17 protein-coding genes and 2 tRNA genes are annotated in these 16,857 nt (G+C 58.6%); 5 read left to right on the forward strand and 14 right to left on the reverse strand.

All coding sequences use genetic code 11. From position 1 onward, the window contains the following. The first annotated feature begins 1 nt into the window (after position 1). From MTP37_RS02925 to MTP37_RS02935, 3 genes are read left to right on the forward strand one after another with little or no spacing between them, the layout of a single operon-like run. Complete coding sequence (locus MTP37_RS02925) at positions 2 to 1,885, forward strand: hypothetical protein (protein ID WP_249238133.1); 1,884 nt, start codon at positions 2 to 4, stop codon at positions 1,883 to 1,885. Between the two features lie 3 nt (positions 1,886 to 1,888). Then, entirely contained in the window at positions 1,889 to 2,074 is a 186-nt protein-coding gene (locus tag MTP37_RS02930; protein WP_249238134.1) for a hypothetical protein, read from the forward strand. A gap of 14 nt (positions 2,075 to 2,088) precedes the next feature. After that, positions 2,089 to 3,453: a cell envelope biogenesis protein TolA gene (locus tag MTP37_RS02935; RefSeq protein ID WP_249238135.1), complete on the forward strand. Its 1,365-nt coding sequence runs from the start codon at positions 2,089 to 2,091 to the stop codon at positions 3,451 to 3,453. Positions 3,454 to 3,916: 463 nt separating this feature from the next. On the opposite strand, the gene MTP37_RS02940 is transcribed toward MTP37_RS02935, so the two are convergent. From MTP37_RS02940 to MTP37_RS02955, 4 genes are all read right to left on the reverse strand, one after another. Then, positions 3,917 to 3,993, reverse strand: a tRNA-His gene (locus MTP37_RS02940). Positions 3,994 to 4,001: 8 nt separating this feature from the next. Continuing rightward, positions 4,002 to 4,075, reverse strand: a tRNA-Arg gene (locus MTP37_RS02945). A gap of 146 nt (positions 4,076 to 4,221) precedes the next feature. Next, positions 4,222 to 4,752 carry a phosphatase PAP2 family protein gene (locus MTP37_RS02950; protein ID WP_249238136.1) on the reverse strand — a complete coding sequence of 177 codons (531 nt, stop codon included), beginning with the start codon at positions 4,750 to 4,752 and terminating at the stop codon, positions 4,222 to 4,224. A gap of 47 nt (positions 4,753 to 4,799) precedes the next feature. Continuing rightward, complete coding sequence (locus MTP37_RS02955) at positions 4,800 to 5,363, reverse strand: DUF1643 domain-containing protein (protein ID WP_249238137.1); 564 nt, start codon at positions 5,361 to 5,363, stop codon at positions 4,800 to 4,802. 172 nt (positions 5,364 to 5,535) lie between these two features. On the opposite strand from MTP37_RS02955, the gene MTP37_RS02960 reads away from it, so the two are divergent. After that, a complete protein-coding gene (locus tag MTP37_RS02960) occupies positions 5,536 to 7,461 on the forward strand; it encodes a BMP family ABC transporter substrate-binding protein (RefSeq protein ID WP_249238138.1) in 1,926 nt (641 codons plus the stop codon). A gap of 37 nt (positions 7,462 to 7,498) precedes the next feature. Beyond that, positions 7,499 to 8,152 (forward strand): metallophosphoesterase family protein, encoded by a 654-nt coding sequence (locus MTP37_RS02965; protein WP_249238139.1) that lies wholly within the window; start codon positions 7,499 to 7,501, stop codon positions 8,150 to 8,152. 139 nt (positions 8,153 to 8,291) lie between these two features. On the opposite strand, the gene MTP37_RS02970 is transcribed toward MTP37_RS02965, so the two are convergent. From MTP37_RS02970 to MTP37_RS03015, 10 genes are all read right to left on the reverse strand, one after another. Next, positions 8,292 to 8,609, reverse strand: coding sequence for a DUF6465 family protein (locus MTP37_RS02970; RefSeq protein WP_249238140.1), 318 nt, complete (start codon positions 8,607 to 8,609; stop codon positions 8,292 to 8,294). Positions 8,610 to 8,907: 298 nt separating this feature from the next. Further along, positions 8,908 to 9,387: a hypothetical protein gene (locus MTP37_RS02975; protein ID WP_249238141.1), complete on the reverse strand. Its 480-nt coding sequence runs from the start codon at positions 9,385 to 9,387 to the stop codon at positions 8,908 to 8,910. Between the two features lie 204 nt (positions 9,388 to 9,591). Beyond that, complete coding sequence (locus MTP37_RS02980) at positions 9,592 to 10,230, reverse strand: GDSL-type esterase/lipase family protein (protein WP_249238142.1); 639 nt, start codon at positions 10,228 to 10,230, stop codon at positions 9,592 to 9,594. 6 nt (positions 10,231 to 10,236) lie between these two features. Then, the gene (locus MTP37_RS02985) at positions 10,237 to 11,166 is read right to left on the reverse strand and encodes an ROK family protein (protein WP_249238143.1); all 930 of its coding nucleotides are present in this window, start codon (positions 11,164 to 11,166) and stop codon (positions 10,237 to 10,239) included. 15 nt (positions 11,167 to 11,181) lie between these two features. Next, a complete protein-coding gene (locus tag MTP37_RS02990) occupies positions 11,182 to 11,886 on the reverse strand; it encodes an N-acetylmannosamine-6-phosphate 2-epimerase (protein WP_097776405.1) in 705 nt (234 codons plus the stop codon). 3 nt (positions 11,887 to 11,889) lie between these two features. Beyond that, the gene (locus tag MTP37_RS02995; protein ID WP_249238144.1) at positions 11,890 to 12,339 is read right to left on the reverse strand and encodes a NanQ anomerase/TabA/YiaL family protein; all 450 of its coding nucleotides are present in this window, start codon (positions 12,337 to 12,339) and stop codon (positions 11,890 to 11,892) included. Between the two features lie 71 nt (positions 12,340 to 12,410). Continuing rightward, positions 12,411 to 13,340, reverse strand: coding sequence for a dihydrodipicolinate synthase family protein (locus MTP37_RS03000; protein WP_249238145.1), 930 nt, complete (start codon positions 13,338 to 13,340; stop codon positions 12,411 to 12,413). 17 nt (positions 13,341 to 13,357) lie between these two features. Further along, positions 13,358 to 14,332 (reverse strand): carbohydrate ABC transporter permease, encoded by a 975-nt coding sequence (locus MTP37_RS03005; protein ID WP_249238146.1) that lies wholly within the window; start codon positions 14,330 to 14,332, stop codon positions 13,358 to 13,360. 15 nt (positions 14,333 to 14,347) lie between these two features. Further along, complete coding sequence (locus tag MTP37_RS03010) at positions 14,348 to 15,271, reverse strand: carbohydrate ABC transporter permease (protein WP_005944588.1); 924 nt, start codon at positions 15,269 to 15,271, stop codon at positions 14,348 to 14,350. A 121-nt stretch (positions 15,272 to 15,392) separates the two neighbouring features. Continuing rightward, positions 15,393 to 16,742 carry an ABC transporter substrate-binding protein gene (locus tag MTP37_RS03015; protein ID WP_249238147.1) on the reverse strand — a complete coding sequence of 450 codons (1,350 nt, stop codon included), beginning with the start codon at positions 16,740 to 16,742 and terminating at the stop codon, positions 15,393 to 15,395. Between the last annotated feature and the right edge of the window lie 115 nt (positions 16,743 to 16,857).

Genomic DNA, 16,857 nt, shown 5'->3' on the forward strand with positions numbered 1-16,857 from the left:
TATGGTCCTTGCAAACCGGACAAAGCTTGCAAACAGCCGCAGCCTTGTGCGGGTGTTCGGCGGGCTGAACGAGACCTACGCCTGCTCGGAAGCAGAGTACAGCGCGGGTGTGAATTTTTCGGCAAGGGATTTTCCCGCCCTGAGCACCCGCAAGCCCCGCCGGAAGCTGCACGCACTGACCGGCCTGAACGGCATGTACCACCTGAACGGTCTGCTGACCATCTGCGGGAAGGATATCATTTATACCCCGGACGATGCCGGGGCCGACACGGTGAGCTGCACGAATGCGGTATCCGACAGCCGCAAGGCGTTGGTAGGCATCGGCACAAAGATCCTGATCTTTCCGGACAAGCTGGCCTTTGATACGGCAGACGGCAGCGTTTCTGCGCTGGGCGCAGTATGGAAGGCAGAGGGTCAGAGCGTGCAGTTTACGCCCTGTGATGCTGCGGGCAAGACCTATCAGCCAGACAGCTATGGCAAGGAGGAACCGGAAAAGCCTGCAGACGGGCAGCTGTTTTTAAAGGTGGAGGATGAGGAACACCCGTGGAGCAGCACCGGCACGCTGGAGGTGTACAGCACATCCTCCGGCAACTGGACGGCAGTGCCGCTGGACTATTGCCGCATCACGGCAGCAGGTGCACAGAAGCTGTTTGCCCAGTGGGACACTGTGACGGTGTCGGGCACGGCGGCGCAGCAGGCCGGGATGTGGGAAGAACTGAACGGCGATCTGGTGGTGTATGATCTGCTGGAAAACGGCCTGCGGGTGAAGGTGACACCGAAGGGTGAATGCTTTTACGGCACACTGGTGCAGGGCGCGGACAGTGCCCGGTGGACCAGTCTGGACGGCAAAGAGACCCGCAGCTTTGCGGTGAGCACGCCGGTGCGGATAGAACGCCGCGTGCCGGATCTGGACTACATCACCGAGTGTGACAACCGGGTGTGGGGCTGCAGCAGCAAGGAAAACGTGATCTATGCCTGTAAACTGGGCGACCCCACCAACTGGTTCTCCTACCGGGGCATCGCAGCGGACAGCTATGCCGTCACGGTGGGCAGCGATGGGGCGTTTACCGGAGCGGCCACCTGCATGGGTTATGCGCTGTTTTTTAAGGAGAACACCCTGCACAAGCTCTACGGCTCCAAGCCCTCGGACTTTCAGCTCACATCCCTGCGCTGCAGGGGCGTGGCTAAAAACGCGGCCCGCAGCCTGTGTGTGCTGAATGAGACGCTGTATTATCTTTCGCCGGACGGCGTGATGGCATGGGACGGCAGCATCCCCACCAAGGTGTCCGGTGTGCTGGATTCGGGACGCCTTTCTAATGTACAGAGCGCAGTGGGCGGCGCGCTGGATGGCCGGTATTACCTGCACATTGCCCGCGCGGCAGCGGGGGAAGGTGTGGCAAGGCTGCTGGTCTATGATACCGAACGTGCGCTCTGGAGCGAGGAGGATGTCTGCTCCTACGAAATGACCAGCACCGGCGGACAGCTTTACCTGTGGGACGGTCAGGCCCTGTGGGCCGCAGACCCCAGCCGCGAGACCGACTGGCAGAGTACGGACGGCGTGGAGGAAAAGCTGAACTTTGAACTGGTCACGGGAGACATTGGTCTGGACGGTGCAGAGGACCGGTATCTTTCCCGGCTGACGCTGCGGCTGGATGCCGAATGCGGCAGCACGGTGACGGTGGCGGCAAGCTATGACGGAGGCCCCTGGGAAACGGTGGCAGAGCTGGCTGCGCAGAATGTGCGCCGGAGCTACGATATGCCGTTCGTTCCCCGGCGGCACGGTACGTTGCGGCTGCGCCTGAAGGGCAGGGGACAGATCACCCTGCGCAGCATTGCAAAAACAGTGGCCGCTGCCAAAGGCGGCATTACAGGCGGGGAGGTGTGAAAAATGGCAAGCGTAATGGGCATCAATAAGATCGGTCTGCCCAAGCTCAGTGAGAACATGGACCCGGAGGACGCCCGCGCACTGCGCAGCTATCTGTACCAGCTGCAGGAACAGCTGCAATATGTGCTGAGCAATCTGGATACCGAAAACATGTCAGAGGAACTGCGTACCAGACTGCAGGATCTGTAAGAAAAGGAGTTTTTATGGCAAACAAAAAGAAACAGGACGAAGCGCTTGCTGCGGTGCAGGCACAGACGGAGGAAAATGGTCTGTCGGCGGCGCAAAGCGGTTATTCGGCTGCGGGACTGGGCAGCCGCTCGGAGGTGGAAAATGCACTGGCAAATGCCAGCTATAAGCCCAGTCAGACGGTGACGAGTGCAGAGAATGCCCTGAAGGAATGGCAGACGAACCGCCCCGACGACTACGAGAGCCGCTATCAGGACAAGATCGACCAGCTTCTGGGCCAGTTGCTGCAGCGTGGGAGCTTCCAGTACAGCTACACCAAAGACCCGCTCTACCGTCAGTACGAGCAGAACTATCTGCAGAACGCCCACAACGCCAGTGCGGATGCTGCGGCACAGGCGGCAGCACTGACCGGAGGCTACGGCTCCAGCTATGCCGCAAGTGTGGCGCAGCAGGCATACCAGCAGCAGATCGGCGCGCTGAGCAGTGCCATCCCTACGCTGTACAGTCTGGCGCTGGACACCTATACCAGCGGCGGCAACGAGCTGGTGAGCCAGCTGGACCAGCTGAACAGCAGTGAGCAGGATGCACAGCAGCTGTACAACGACCGGCTGTCGGATTACTACACCCAGCTGCAGCAGAAGGGCGAAGCCTACAACAATGCATATGCGCAGGACTACGGACAGTATCAGGACTACCTGAACCAGCTGGGCACGCTGCACGACTACTACAGCGCACAGGAGCAGCAGCAGGCAGCACGGCGCCAGCAGACGTTCAACAATGTGGTGACTGCACTGGGTGTACTGGGCGATGTGGTGCAGATCGCCCTCAGCGGCACCACGGGTCTGGGTTCCATGGTCAGTGGACTGCTGAACACCGGCTACAACATCTATTCCGGCAACCGCCAGTACGAGGCAGACCGTGCCGACACCCAGTGGAACCAGCAGCTGCAGGAGCGGCAGTATCAGGACAGCCTGAGGCAGCAGCTCTATGAAAATGAGGCCAGCGAGCGGGAATATCAGGACAAGCTCAATCAGCAGAAGTTCAACAACGATGTCACCAGCCAGAAGCTGAACATTGCAATGGGCGAGTGGAATCTGAAAAAGAACAATGCGGCCCAGAAGGCCAGCCGGGCGGGCAGTGCGGCATCCGGCACGGTGGCTTCCGGCAGCGCGGGCAGCGGCAGCTCTTCCGGTACGGCCAACCGCAGCACAAGCAGCGCCACCCGTCTGAGCAGCGACACCTCTCGGAACGTGACGGTGCCCTACATGGCGATGCTGATGCGCAGTCAGGGCAAAAATGATACCAGCATCAGCAGTGCGCTGCGCAGGGATGGCTATTCCAGTGCAGAGATCGCGCAGATCCTGCAGCAGATGAAGCGCTGACTGCAATAAAGAAAAAGCGCTGAACAAAAAAGCATGTGCAGACCCCGGGAAACCACAGTTTTCCAAAGGGCCTGCACATGCTTTTTTAGCAGAAAATATTGGCGCGGGGCAGAGTTCCACTGGGCACCCCGCCGGAGAGAGTTCTCCCACGGTAGACATTCCTACTGATTGGGACCCGCAGGCTAACCAACAGCCCACTGGGCTGTTGGTTGCTCTGCCGCTGACGCGTCAGAGCCGCCTTGTTCTCGTCCCACTGGGCACCCCGCCAAATAAAAAATCCGCCGATGCAAAGCATCAGCATGGCGTCTCCCTTGGTAGACATTCCTACTAATTGGGACCCGCGGGCTAGTCAAAGCCATACTATGGCTTTGACTGCGTCGCTGCGCGCCGCCGCCCTGTTCGAGTCCCACTGGGTACCCCACCAACAAAAAAAGTCCGCTGTGTTAAACAGCGGACTTTTTGGTGGGGTGCCCAGTGGGACTCGAACCCACGGTCTCCAGATCCACAATCTGGCGCGTTAACCGACTACGCTATGGGCACCACATAGATGCGCCCGAAGGGACTCGAACCCCCGGCCCACTGCTTAGAAGGCAGTTGCTCTATCCACCTGAGCTACGGGCGCACGTTGTTATCCCATTGGGTTCCTTTATGGCGGCAGCTGTGTGTCGGCACACGCTGCGAGAAGTATAATACCATATGGTCCCCATTCTGTCAAGCATAAAATGCAAAATTCTTTTCTCTTTTTTCAAAACCTGCCAGACCCGGCCTTTACAGCAGCCACATGCCCGCATAGCCCAACGCAAAACCCAGCACGGCTCCGCCGACGACATCCCGGATGTGATGCACGCCGGTCAGCACCCGGCCGATGCAGATGAGCACGGTGATGCCCACCATCGCCCAGCCGGCTTTCGGGTAGAAGTACATCCACACCATGGCCAGCACGGCGGCGCTCAGCGCATGACGAGAGGGAAAGGAGTGTCCCTTTGTTTCCTTGCGGCGCAAGGGCTCAAAGCCGGGCTGCTCATAGGGGCGGGGCAGATTGAGCTTATCGCGCAGGATGGTGCCGCCCCAGAAGGTGAACCCCGGTACGAACACCGCACGCGCAATGGTCACCATAAAGTCCAGCGCAGCCTGACTGCCCAGCAGATGGAACAGCCGGACATTCAGCAGGCAAAGCAGCACGGGGTAGCATACAAAGGGGATGAGCGGCAGCCAGCGGTCCAGCGCCACCACACAGCGGCTGACAGCGGGATGGGCATCCATCCAGCTGTGCAGGGCGTGATAATGTTCTGCAGTCAAAACAGATCCCTCCGCATCAGGTCGGAATTTTTACAACAGGCAACAGGTCAAAAGCAGGTATCCAGATAGTTTTCCACATCAAAGGGTTCCGGGGTGGAATCCTTGCGCAGATACAGCGGATGATGGGGATGTCCCTTTTTGCTGCGCCGGCCAAAGGTGACCCATGGGATCTCCCTTTCCCGGGTCAGGGCGACCATTTCCCGCATCAGGCCGGGCAGGTAGTCCCGCTTTTCGATCAGGGTGCCCCATGCCGCCCACATGGTGGGTTCGGTCTGGGCCAGAACTGCCCGGAGCCAGCGCAGATTTTCGTCGCACAGGGCACGGTCCGGCACGCGGTCCATATCGTTTGGGTCGGTGGCGCGCTGGGGATATACATTGAACATGATCCAGCTGTCAAAGCCGTTGGCGGCGGCAAGACGCTCCACACTTTTCAGGGTAGGGTCCAGTGCGCCGGGCTGTGCGGTGCTGGGGTTGATGCCGATGCACACCAGCGGGTGCCGGCCCACACGGCCTAGCACATAGCGGTAGGGCTGGTATGTATGGGGCTCGTAATACCAGATGCCGCCGGGGTATTCGTCGGCCTTGAGAACGGGGATCTGTTCGGTCTGCATGGGTGAGCTGCTCCTATCATCAATTACTTTCTATTATCGTACCTGAAAGTGCAGGATAAATCAACTCTTTTGTGCGGAAAATCCTCCCATAAAATCAAATTTCATGGTATACTGAAGCAGGACGCTGCGGCAGCTGGCTGCAGCGCATTGCAGCTGAAAAAAAGGAGCAACTATGCTGGAAGATTACAAGAACGCACTGAAGAGCGGCCAGCGTGCTTACCGCGCCTGCGTGGCGCGCGGCCAGTCGCCGTATCTGGCGGTGTTGGACGATATTCTGGTCAATGTGAACATTGTGGCGCAGGAGCCGCTGGGCCTTGTGGAGATCCCGGCGGAAAGCATCGTCGGCACAAAGACCAGCGGCCGTCACACCGCCTTTGCACCGAACTTTATGCCCCTGCTGGAGCCGGACACCGAGTTTGCAGGCAAGTGGTCGAACCTCTGCGATGCGCATTTGGACGAGGGCATCCACACTCCCATCATCGCCTACGAGTTCCTGAACAAATTCTATGTCCAGGAAGGCAACAAGCGGGTATCGGTGCTCAAGTATTTTGATGCGGTCAGGATCGCGGGCACGGTCACGCGGCTCGTCCCGGAACGGAACGACAGTCTGGAAAACCGTATCTACTACGAATTTCTGGATTTTTACAAGCTCTCCAAGGTTAACGATGTGCATTTCTCCCGTCTGGGGGGTTACGCAAAACTGCAGACGCTGGTGTGCAAGGCCAGCGGAGAAAGCTGGACGGATGATGACCGGCTGAGCTTTTCCTCCTTCTATACCATGTTCCGCCAGCAGTTTCTGGCTCTGGGCGGCGGCGGATTGAATCTGACTGCCGGCGATGCCATGCTGGTGTATCTGTCGGTCTACCGTTACGCGGACGCCTGCGAGAGCACGCCCAGCCAGATGAAGCAGAATCTGGAAAAGCTGTGGGATGAAGTGAAGGTGCTCACCGAGCCGCAGGCCGTGGCCCTTTCGCTGGAGCCGAAGCAGGGCCCCGGCGAACCGCTGCTGGCAAAGCTGAACATCTTTACAAAGCCCAGCGAGCTGAAGGTGGTGTTTCTGCACGAGCACAACGCCGAAAACAGCGCATGGGTACGCGCCCACGACAAGGGCATCGAAGCGCTGCAGCAGGCGTTCCCGGACCGGGTATTCATCACCCGCAAAGAGAACATCGAGCCCGAGGTGGATGCGGAGCAGGTGCTGGAGGATGTGGCCCACGACAATGCCGACGTGGTGTTCACCTCAAGTGCCCGGATGCATACCGCCTGCCTGAAGGTGGCGGCCCAGCACCCCAAGACCCGCATCCTGAACTGCTCGCTCAACGCGCCGCATCCGCTGGTGCGCACCTACTATCCCCGCATGTATGAAGTGACCTATCTGCTGGGAATGCTGGCCGGCGTGATGGCAAAGACCGACCGCGTGGGCTATGTGGCGGCAAACCCGGTGTATGGCATCCCAGCGGCGGTAAATGCCTTTGCGCAGGGCCTGAAGACCGTGCGGCCGGAGGCAAAAGTGGTGCTGCGCTGGGCCTGCCTGCAGGACCCGGCGCATCCGCTGGATTTCTCCGACCGGCAGGATGTGGAGATCTTCTATGCCCGCGATAACCGCGAGCCGGAAGGCACCCATCGGGATTACGGCCTTGTGCGCCGCATGCCGGACGGCAGCTTGCAGCCGCTGGGCCTGCCCGTGTGGCGGTGGGATACGTTTTATATCGAGATCGTGCGTTCCATTTTTGACGGTGCATGGGACAGCGATGCTGCCGGTGCCCGGGCGGTGAATTACTGGTGGGGCATGCGCAGCGGTGCAGAGGAGATCGATTACAACAAAGACCTGCCCGCAGGCACCCTGCAGCTGCTGGATCTGATGGAAAAGATGCTGCACGAGGATGATCTGCGCATCTTCCCGGAAGATCTGTTCGCGCAGGGGCATGTGCTGCACTCGCCGGAAGCCACCCTCTACAGCCCCAAGGAGCTGATGGAGATGGACTGGCTGGACGAATGCGTGGAAGGCGGATTGCCCCACTACGATGAGCTGGATGTCAAAACCCATACGCTGATGTCCATTAACGGCCTCAACACCCTGAAAGGATTTGTAAAATAAGCGGCCCGCGGCCGAGAGAGAATGGAGCAAACCTGAAGTGAAAATTCTTGCAATTTCGGATGTGCCCTCTAAAGCGCTGTGGGATTACGGTACCCGGGAACATCTGGAGGGGATCGACCTGATCCTTTCCTGCGGAGACCTGCCGCAGAAGTATCTGGAATACCTTACAAACTTTACAGCAGCCCCTATTTTGTATGTCCACGGCAACCACGACGGCAGCTACCGCGAAAATGAGCCCGGCGGCTGCATCTGTGTGGACGACAGCGTTTATGTGTGGAAGGGCCTGCGCATCATGGGGCTGGGCGGCAGCATCCGCTACAACAACCGGGAGGACAGCTTTCAGTATACGGAACGGGAAATGCGCCGCCGTGCGCACAAGCTCTCGCGCAGGGCTCATCAGGTGGGCGGCATCGATCTGCTGCTGACCCATTCGCCGGCAGCGGGTCTGAATGATAGTACAGACCGCGCCCACAAGGGGTTTGAATGCTTCAACGATCTGATGGACGAATACGAGCCGCAGTGGTTCGTACACGGGCATGTGCACCTGAACTATGATGCCAAGCTGCCGCGCGTGTGCGCCCGCGGCGGGACGACGGTCATCAATGCCACGGAGCGCTATGTGTTTGAGATCCCGGACCCGGACCCTGAGATCCAGAACCACCCGTTCTGGAAAAAGTGGTTTGGGGTATAATACATCAAAAAAGCAGCCCTGCATCGTGATGGTGCAGGGCTGCTTTTGCAATTGAAATGGAGCCATTTGTGGGAACGGAAGGCCCGCAGCGGAACAGGTGCGGAGTGCATCGCCGCAGGCCGGAAAAGCAAGGTGAAAATTACAGCTCCAGCTTGCCGGAAACTTTATTGATGACGTAGTAGGCGGCACCTTCCTCAGGCTTGATATAGACCTTGCAGGACTGCACGCCCACCTTGTGGGTGGCACGGTAATCGGCCTTGGCGCGGTCGATGATATCGGTCACGTTGTACTGCTTGCCGCTGAACTCCACGTACAGCTCCGGTGCAAGCGGGGGACGGCCGCGGCGTGCAGAGGCCTTGGCGGATTTGCGGGTCTTGGTCTCCTTCGTCTCCTTGGCCTCAGCGGCAGGAGCTTCCACAGCAGGAGCAGCCGCTGCGGTCTTTTTCTTTTCGGGCATAGATGAACCCCTCCTTGATCGTATTTGGATGCTGCACAATGGGCTGCGCAGCATTGGCTCCATGAAATATATTACTTATATAATATGTTTTTGGAAATGGTTTGTAAAGTCTTTTTTGCAAAAAACTTTCGGAAAAAGGCAGGAAATCGGGAAACAAACTGTCCGGAATGCTTTTTGCGGACGCAGTGCCGTGCAAATGCCGCCAAAGCACAGAAAAAGGCAGACTTTTCACAGCACTTCCGAGGAAGCCGAAAAGTACAAACCTTTCGAGTTAAAAACGCGGTTTCCGGGTGCCGACTTACTCCCGGCAAAGCTTTTGCGCATGCTGCACTACGGGAAGAAGAAGCTCCGCATCCCAGTCCTCTGCAAGGGTGAACAGCAGCTGATAAACGGCGGTCTGCGCCTGCCCCTGCGGGCGCTTCTGGGCCAGTGCGAATGCGGTGGAAAGCATTTGCAGTTTGAGGGTGCGGATCGTTTCCGGTGCGGCCCACAGGCGGGCAAGGTCGTAATCGTTCGTGTTGCCGCAGGGCATGGCGCAGGAGGCACAGCCCGGGGCAACGCGGTGCTTTTCGGTGCGTACGGTCTCCAGCATCCGGTGCAGCTTTTCCTCCGGGGCATCCGGCTGTGCGGCAAGACGGAGACCGGCGTTCAGCACCTCGTCGGTGTCGTCCGTTTTGGGCTCGCTGGTGGTGGCCCGGGCAAGCCCCACGAGGGCACCGAGAAGGGCATCTCTTGCCTGCTGGGCAGGGGTGACAGGCGCTTTTAAAAGTTCAGGCATGGCACAGTTCCTTTCAATGGATCTTTCTGCGGAAAGTATAGCCGATTTTAACGGTATTTACAAGATGAATTGAGCCGATGCTGTTTGCGGTCGCGATCCCTTCCGTGAAAAATGCAATACCGGACAGACCGCAGTCTGTCCGGTATTGCTCTAATAATTTCCGCTAAAGATGCTCAGAGCGGAGCTTTTAAAATCGTGCTCTGCTCAGATCAGGCCCGGCACTTCTTTTGCCAGCAGCTCCGCCAGCTGTGCGTGGCCCTTGCGGGTCAGGTGCATGAAGTCCACCTGATTGAACTCGCAGTCCTTTGCGTCCAGGAAGTGCACGCCCTGCCGCTCGCAGATGATGCGGAGCTGCCCGGCCACACCGGCGGATTTTTCCACACAGCCATCACCCATCACGGCGTCGTGGAAGCCTGCGCCGATGGGAGGAGGTGCCACCACCAGAATGTTGGGCTGCTTGGTGCCCCAGCAGTCCACGCTCTTGGCTTTGAGGATCAGCCGCTCCATGCCCGCAGCGATGCAGGCGGCGTTGGCACCAAAGCGCTCTTTGACGTCATTCGTGCCCAGCATGATGATAAGCAGGTCGATGACCTCATGGCTCTTGAGCAGGGCATAGATGACGCTGAGGGCATCCATGGATTCGTGGATGGGGTCCACGAACACGGTGGTGCGGCCGGAAAGGCCCTCTTCCGTCACAAGATATTCCTCGCCCAGCGCTTTCTGCAGGCGGCAGGTCCAGCGCTCCTCTTCATTGAAGCGGATACCGTGGTCGGCGCAGTCGTTGGGGTCGGCACAGTAGCCGTGGGTGTTGGAATCACCCAGACAGAGGATATGTGTTTTCATATACAATTACTCCTTTTCCATGGTCTGTCGGAAGTAGTACACTGCGCCCACCATACCGGCGTCGTTGTGCAGCTGAGCGGCACGCACTTCCAGCCCCTCTGCAAAGGCGGGCATGACCGATGCTTTCACCTTTGCGGCAATGGGTTCGATCAGCAGTTTCTGCTGCGCGCTCACGCCGCCGCCGATCAGAATGAGCTGTGGGTTGAAGATATGCACCATGCCGGCAAGGCCCTGTGCAATCTCGTCCGTCCATGCATCCAGCAGGGCAAGAACTGTTTCGTCGCCTACTTCTGCGGCAGCAAAGATGGCGCGGCCATCCTTCCAATCGGGGTTCTTTTCCTGTGCGGCACGCACCAGCGCGGTGGTAGCGGCGTAGCGTTCCCAGCAACCCTTTGCGCCGCAGGTGCAATCCACACCGTCCAGCGCGTGGGTGCGGTAGTGGCCCAGCTCGCCGCCAAGGCCCCGCGCGCCCTCCAGCAGACGGCCTCCGGTCAGGATGCCGCCGCCCACGCCGGTGCCCAGTGTCACGCCGATGACATCCGTACAGCCCTGTGCGGCACCGACCCACACTTCACCCAGCGTCATGCAGTTGGCGTCGTTGGCCACTGTGACGGGCAGGCCGAAGTCCTCTTCCAGCGCAGCTTTGATAGGACTGCCGATGTAGTTGGGAAAGTTGCCGCAGGTACCGGCCACGATGCCCTTGCGGCTGTCGATCTGACCTGTGGCCGAAACGCCGATGCCCGCAAGACTTTCCACCGGGATGGAATTTGCGGTCAAAAACTCCTTTGCGGCCTTGCGCACGGTGGTGAGAACAGGCGTCTGGTAGCCGTCAAAGCTGACGCTCTCTTCGCCCTTGAGCAGCACCCTGCCGGTTTCGTCCACGATGCCCAGCTTGACGGCAGTGCCGCCGATATCAATGCCAAAATACTGTTTCATCCGGCACACTCCATTTTACTTTTTTGCAGCGTTGATGGCACCGGTAAAGCGGGCAGTGATCTCTGCCGGGCGGGTGATGGCACCGCCCACCACCAGTGCGAATGCACCGGCTTCCAGCGCCTTGACCGCCTGCTCCGGGTAGTGGATGTGGCCCTCGGCAATGACCTTTGCCGGGCACTCTGCGGCCAGCTTATGGACAAAATCAAAGTCGATATCGTCAATGCCCTTGGTCTCCGGGGTGTAGCCGCGCATGGTGGTGCCCACAAAGTCGGCACCGGCTTCGGCGCAGGCCATGGCGTTCTCAAAGTTGTCGCAGTCGGCCATCACCAGCTGGTCGGGGTACTTTGCCTTGATGGCGCGGATGAACTGGGCGGAGGTGGAGCCGTCCGGGCGCAGGGCACCGGTGCCCTGCACGGCAAGAATATCCACCCCGCAGGCCACCAGCTCGTCCACTTCCTTCATGGTGACGGTGATGTACATGGGCGTGCCGGGGTAATCCTTTTTGATGATGCCGATGACCGGCAGGTCCACCACCTGCTTGATCTGGGTGATGTCCCGCACGGTGTTGGCGCGGATGCCCACAGCGCCGCTCATGGCGGCGGCTTTTGCCATCAGCGGCATCACGCCGCCCTCTTTCGTGTACAGGGGCTCGGTCTCCAGTGCCTGACAGGAGACGATCAGACCGCCCTTGATCTGAGCAAACAGCTTTTCCTTATCCATCGTTCAATCCTCCATCCGAATCTTTACAACAGCCTTGCGCACGCCCACACAGCCGTGCTGTACAAGGCCGGGTTTGTGCAGCTCTGTGGGGAAGAACAGCACAAAGCGTCCCTCACCCAGTGCACCGGTCACGACACTGGCGCTGTCCTGAAAACCGCAGTCGCCGGTAAAATCGCCGATCTCCCTGCCGGGGTTCGTGGTAAAGCCCCAGCCCTCGCTGCCGGTGATGTCGAGCTGCAGGTCAGCATACTTTTTGTGATATTCCGGGTGGTAGCCATCGTCCGAATGGAGCGTGGCATCCATCGTGTTGATAAAAACTTCTTCGCCATCCACCTCGGTGCGGCCCAGCGGCAGGCTGGCAGGATCGTGGGTCAGCAGGTAATCAATGGCCGTGTCGAGATTTTTGCAAAGGCCCTTGTAGCGTGTCAGGTGCTGCAGGGTATCACAGATCATAAAACGTCCCTCCAAAAACAAGCGCCCGCTCTCCCCTCTGAAAAGAGACGGAGAGGGGCGCTGCTTCAATTTTACAGTTTTGCGATGGCAGCTTCGATCATGGCCTGTGCTTCGGCCACGATGGCTTCATCTTCCGGGATCAGGCCGGGCATCGGCTCACGCACGCCGCCCAGCTCCAGACCGTACATCCGGCGCAGGATCTCCTTCTGCACGGCGTACAGGTTGCCGTGGGCTTCGCACATCTTGTAGATGATGCGGTCGGCCTCGTACTGGATCTCCTGAGCCTGCTTGATCTCGCCCTTGTTGATGTGATCGTTCATGGCCAGATACAGCTCGGGCATGACGGCGTAGGTGCCGCCGATGCCGCCGTCTGCGCCGATGACGCGGCCGGAAACAAACTGCTCATCGGGGCCATTGAACACCACAAAATTCCCCTCGCCGCGGGCGGCGATACCGGCATCCTTGAACATCTGGATGTCCTGGGTGGGCATGGAGCTGTTCTTCACTGCGATCACGTTGGGGTTCTTCAGCATTTCCTTCAGCAGGCTCATGGTCAGGCCGGTGCCTGCCAGCTGCGGGATGTTGTAGATGACGAACTCGGTGTTGGGAGCAGCAGCGGACATATCGTTCCAGTACTTTGCAATGGCGTACTCCGGCAGGTGGAAGTAGATGGGGGGAATGGATGCAATGGCGTCCACACCCACGCTCTCGGCATGGCGGGCCAGCTCTACGCTGTCGGCGGTGTTATTGCAGCCGACATGGGCGATGACGGTCAGCTTGCCCTTGGCTTCGCTCATCACGGCTTCCAGAACGGCCTTGCGCTCATCCACATGCTGGTAGATGCACTCGCCGGAGGAGCCGCCCACATACACGCCCTTGACGCCCTTGGCGATCAGATGGCGGGTGAGGGCCTTGACGCCCTCGGTAGAAATATTGCCCTCTGCGTCGTAGCAGGCGTAAAAGGCGGGGATGACACCCTGATACTTTGTAATGTCTTTCATGGTTACATAATCCTTTCTTAGCCCTTAACAGCACCCATTGCGATGCCTTTGGTAAAGTACTTCTGGAAAATGAGGAAGATGATGATGATAGGCACAGCAGCCAGTGCGGCACCTGCCATGATCAGGCCAAAGTCGGTGCTGTTCTCAGCCTGCAGCTTTGCAATGCCCAGAGAAATGGTCAGGTTGCTGGTGCTGGACAGCATGATCAACTGCATGAAGTAGTCGTTCCAGCTGTTGATGAAGGTGAAGATGGCCAGTGCACCGATGCCCGGCTTGACCATGGGCAGCACGATGTCGATAAAGGTCTTGGCCTCGCTTGCGCCGTCGATGCGGGCCGCTTCCAGCATCTCAGTGGGGATGCCCTCACTGAACTGCTTCATCAGGAACACGCCAAAGGGCCAGCCCACGATGGGGAAGATGACGGCCCAAATGGTGTTGTACAGATTCAAAGAGCTCATTTCGCGCAGCAGGGGGATCAGGATGACCTGCTTGGGCAGAGCCATTGCACACACGATAAGGGTGAACAGCAGCTTGCGGCCTACAAAGCGCTTTTTTGCCAGTGCATAGCCGGCCATGGCGGCGGTGATGCAGGTGAGGATCATGGACATGACGGCCATGAACACGGTGTTGATCATCCAGCGGATGGCAGCGGGAGCGGTGGGGCCTACCGAGAAGTAGATGGGCTCGCCGTTAGCGCTGAACTTGGAGCCAAAGGGCACAGCCAGCTGCCACAGCGGGGCGCTCTTGCCGGAGAACAGCTTCTGATAGTTGGTCAGCACCCACTGGCTGGGCCACCATTCGGGGGTGGTGGCGTTGATGGCGGCACCGGTCTTGAAGGAACCGGTGATGATCCAGTACAGCGGGAAGGCGAACAGCACCGCAACGATGCTGATGAGGATCAGCGTCAGGATCATGTAGGCGCTCATCTTCTTGAGCTTACTGGGGTGACGCTTCAACGGTTTTTGCTTTTTTGCAGTGGCATTTGCACTCATTGTCCGGCACCTCCTTTAATTATCCTGGTTGCCCAGCTTGAACTGAACAGCCGACAGAATGGCGATGATGACTGCCAGCACCACACCCATTGCGTTGCCGTAGCCGTAGCGGTACAGCTTGAAGGCGGTGTAGTAGATGTAGTACATGATGGTATCGGTGCTGTGGTTGGGGCCGCCGGAAGTCAGCAGCTGGATCAGCGCAAAGCACTGGAAGGAGTTGATGGTGGTAATGACCAGAATGTACAGGGTGGTGGGCATGATGGCGGGCCACTTGATCTTCCAGAAGCACTGGAAATCGGTGGCACCATCCACTTCTGCGGCTTCCACGATGGACTGGTCCACATTGCCCAGAGCGGAAACGTACAGCACGATGGGCTGGCCCACAGAGGTGGTGAGCAGGATCAGGATGATGCAGCCCAGAGCAAAGCGCTCATCGCCCAGCCAGTTGATGTTCTTGTCAATGAGACCCAGAGTCTTGCCCAGATAGTTGAAGATGCCGTAGTAGTTGTTGTACATCCACTTCCACACCACGGTAACGGCCACGGAGCCGGTGACGACGGGCAGGTAGAACACGCAGCGGAAGAGGCTGGTGGCCCACTCGGGCAGGTCTACGATGGCAGAGGAGACCCACAGCGAGAAGGCGCAGGTGACGGGCACCGACACCACCACGATGATGAAGGTGTTCTTTAAGGCACCCAGAAAGATGGGGTCTGTGAACAGTTCCTTATAGTTTGCAAGCCCCACAAAGATGTCGGCACGGTTCATGGTGGAATCGAAGAAGCTGGTCACCACGCACAGCACCATGGGATAGATGACGAAGCCCAGGAAGAAGATCAGGCTGGGCAGCAGGAAACAGTAGGAGGCAAAGGTCTCGCGCCGTACCAGCGCACTGCTGCGCTTGGGCTCTTTGATCGCCGTTTTTGCAGCCAAAAGAATCACCGTTCCTTTCCGGTCGAGATGTTATTTTGCATTTTTTACAAATAAAGCCCCTCCCTCGTCGGGATCTTCGAGGAAGGGGCGAAGAATCAGTAATTATCTGCCCCCGGCAGAGTGGATGGGCTTATGCCTGAGCAGCTGCGTTTGCGTTATCAACAAAGGTCTTGACGGCAGATTCAACGTCCTCACCGGAACCGACGCGCTGCAGCATGTTCCACCACTCGGTACGAGCAGTTGCCCAGCCCGGAGTGATCTGGTAGTAGTCGCCCAGATAAGCCATGAACTTGCTGTACTCGCTCATGATCTCGTTGTCGGCGTAGATATCGCCCACGCTGGTACGAACCGGGAAGTAGGTGGAAGCCAGCACGCTGTCCTTGACCTGATCGGGGTCGGCCGCGATGAAATCGATGAAGGTCTTGGCTGCTTCGATCTTGGTCTCGTCACCGTTATCAAAGATGCCGAAGCCCCAGATGCCGCCGCACAGCTTCGGGTCGCCGCTTTCGGTGGGGAAGGCCATGGGGAAGATCTCGTCGCCATCGTTGGTCAGACCGGCGTCGTTGTTGTCGCTGTTGGCCTGCTGTGCAATGTTCCAGCAGAAAGCCATCTGCAGGGTGCCGTTGCGGAACAGGGTGATCTCGTCGCCGCCTGCGATGGAAGCGTCAAAGTTGATGCCCTTGGTGTCGTGCAGGGTCTGGATAGCCTTGATATTCTCGGCGGAGTCGGCAGTGTACTTGGTGTGGGCTGCATCGGTAAAGGTGCCGCCGTACATGTTATTGATGATGGCGCGGGTGCCCTGGTCGCCGCCCTGACCTGCGCAGTAGATGGCTGCAACGTTCTCGTAACCGCCGTTGTACAGGGCATCAACGGTCTTCAGGAAGCCGTCGGTGCTCCAGGTGTGCTTGTCGGTATCGATGTACTGGTCAGCGCCCACTTCCTTGACCTTGGTCATGTTCACGGCCATGCAGTGTGCGGTCATGCACAGGGGGTACTCGTAGTAGTTGCCGGCGGTATCCTTGCAGGCAGACTCAACGGACTCATAGATGTCCTTCTTGGCATCGTCGGTCCACAGGTCGTTCAGCGGAGCCATGACGCCCTTTGCGCCCCAGTTTGCAACCAGACGCTCGGGACCTTCCATGATCAGGTCGGGTGCGCTGCCGCCCTCGATGGCGGTGTTCACCTGATCGTCGCCGTTGGTGTAGTCCAGATACTCCACAGTGACCTTGATGTCAGGATACTTGGCGTTGAAGCTGGAAACGAGGTTCTGAACGGTCTCGTCATTGCCCCAGCCGCCGATGGGGTATGTCCACAGCTTGATACTGGTGGAGGAAGCGGCTGCGCCTGCAGCGGAGCTTGCGGGTGCAGAAGAAGCAGTGGTGGTAGAGCTGGAAGAACCGCCGCAGGCGGCCAGAGCGCCGGCTGCTCCCAGAATGCCAGCGGCCTTCAGGAACGAACGGCGGGAAATGCAGTTTTTCATAGTAGTTTCTCCTTCGCATTCAAGATGCTTCACGTTGATGGCGGCCTGCCGTGCCAGCGGCCGCTCTTGATGGCTCCATTATAGAAAAATATTTTCATTTTGTCCATTCACGGGT

Source organism: Faecalibacterium sp. HTF-F (assembly GCF_023347535.1).
Lineage (GTDB): Bacteria > Bacillota > Clostridia > Oscillospirales > Ruminococcaceae > Faecalibacterium > Faecalibacterium wellingii.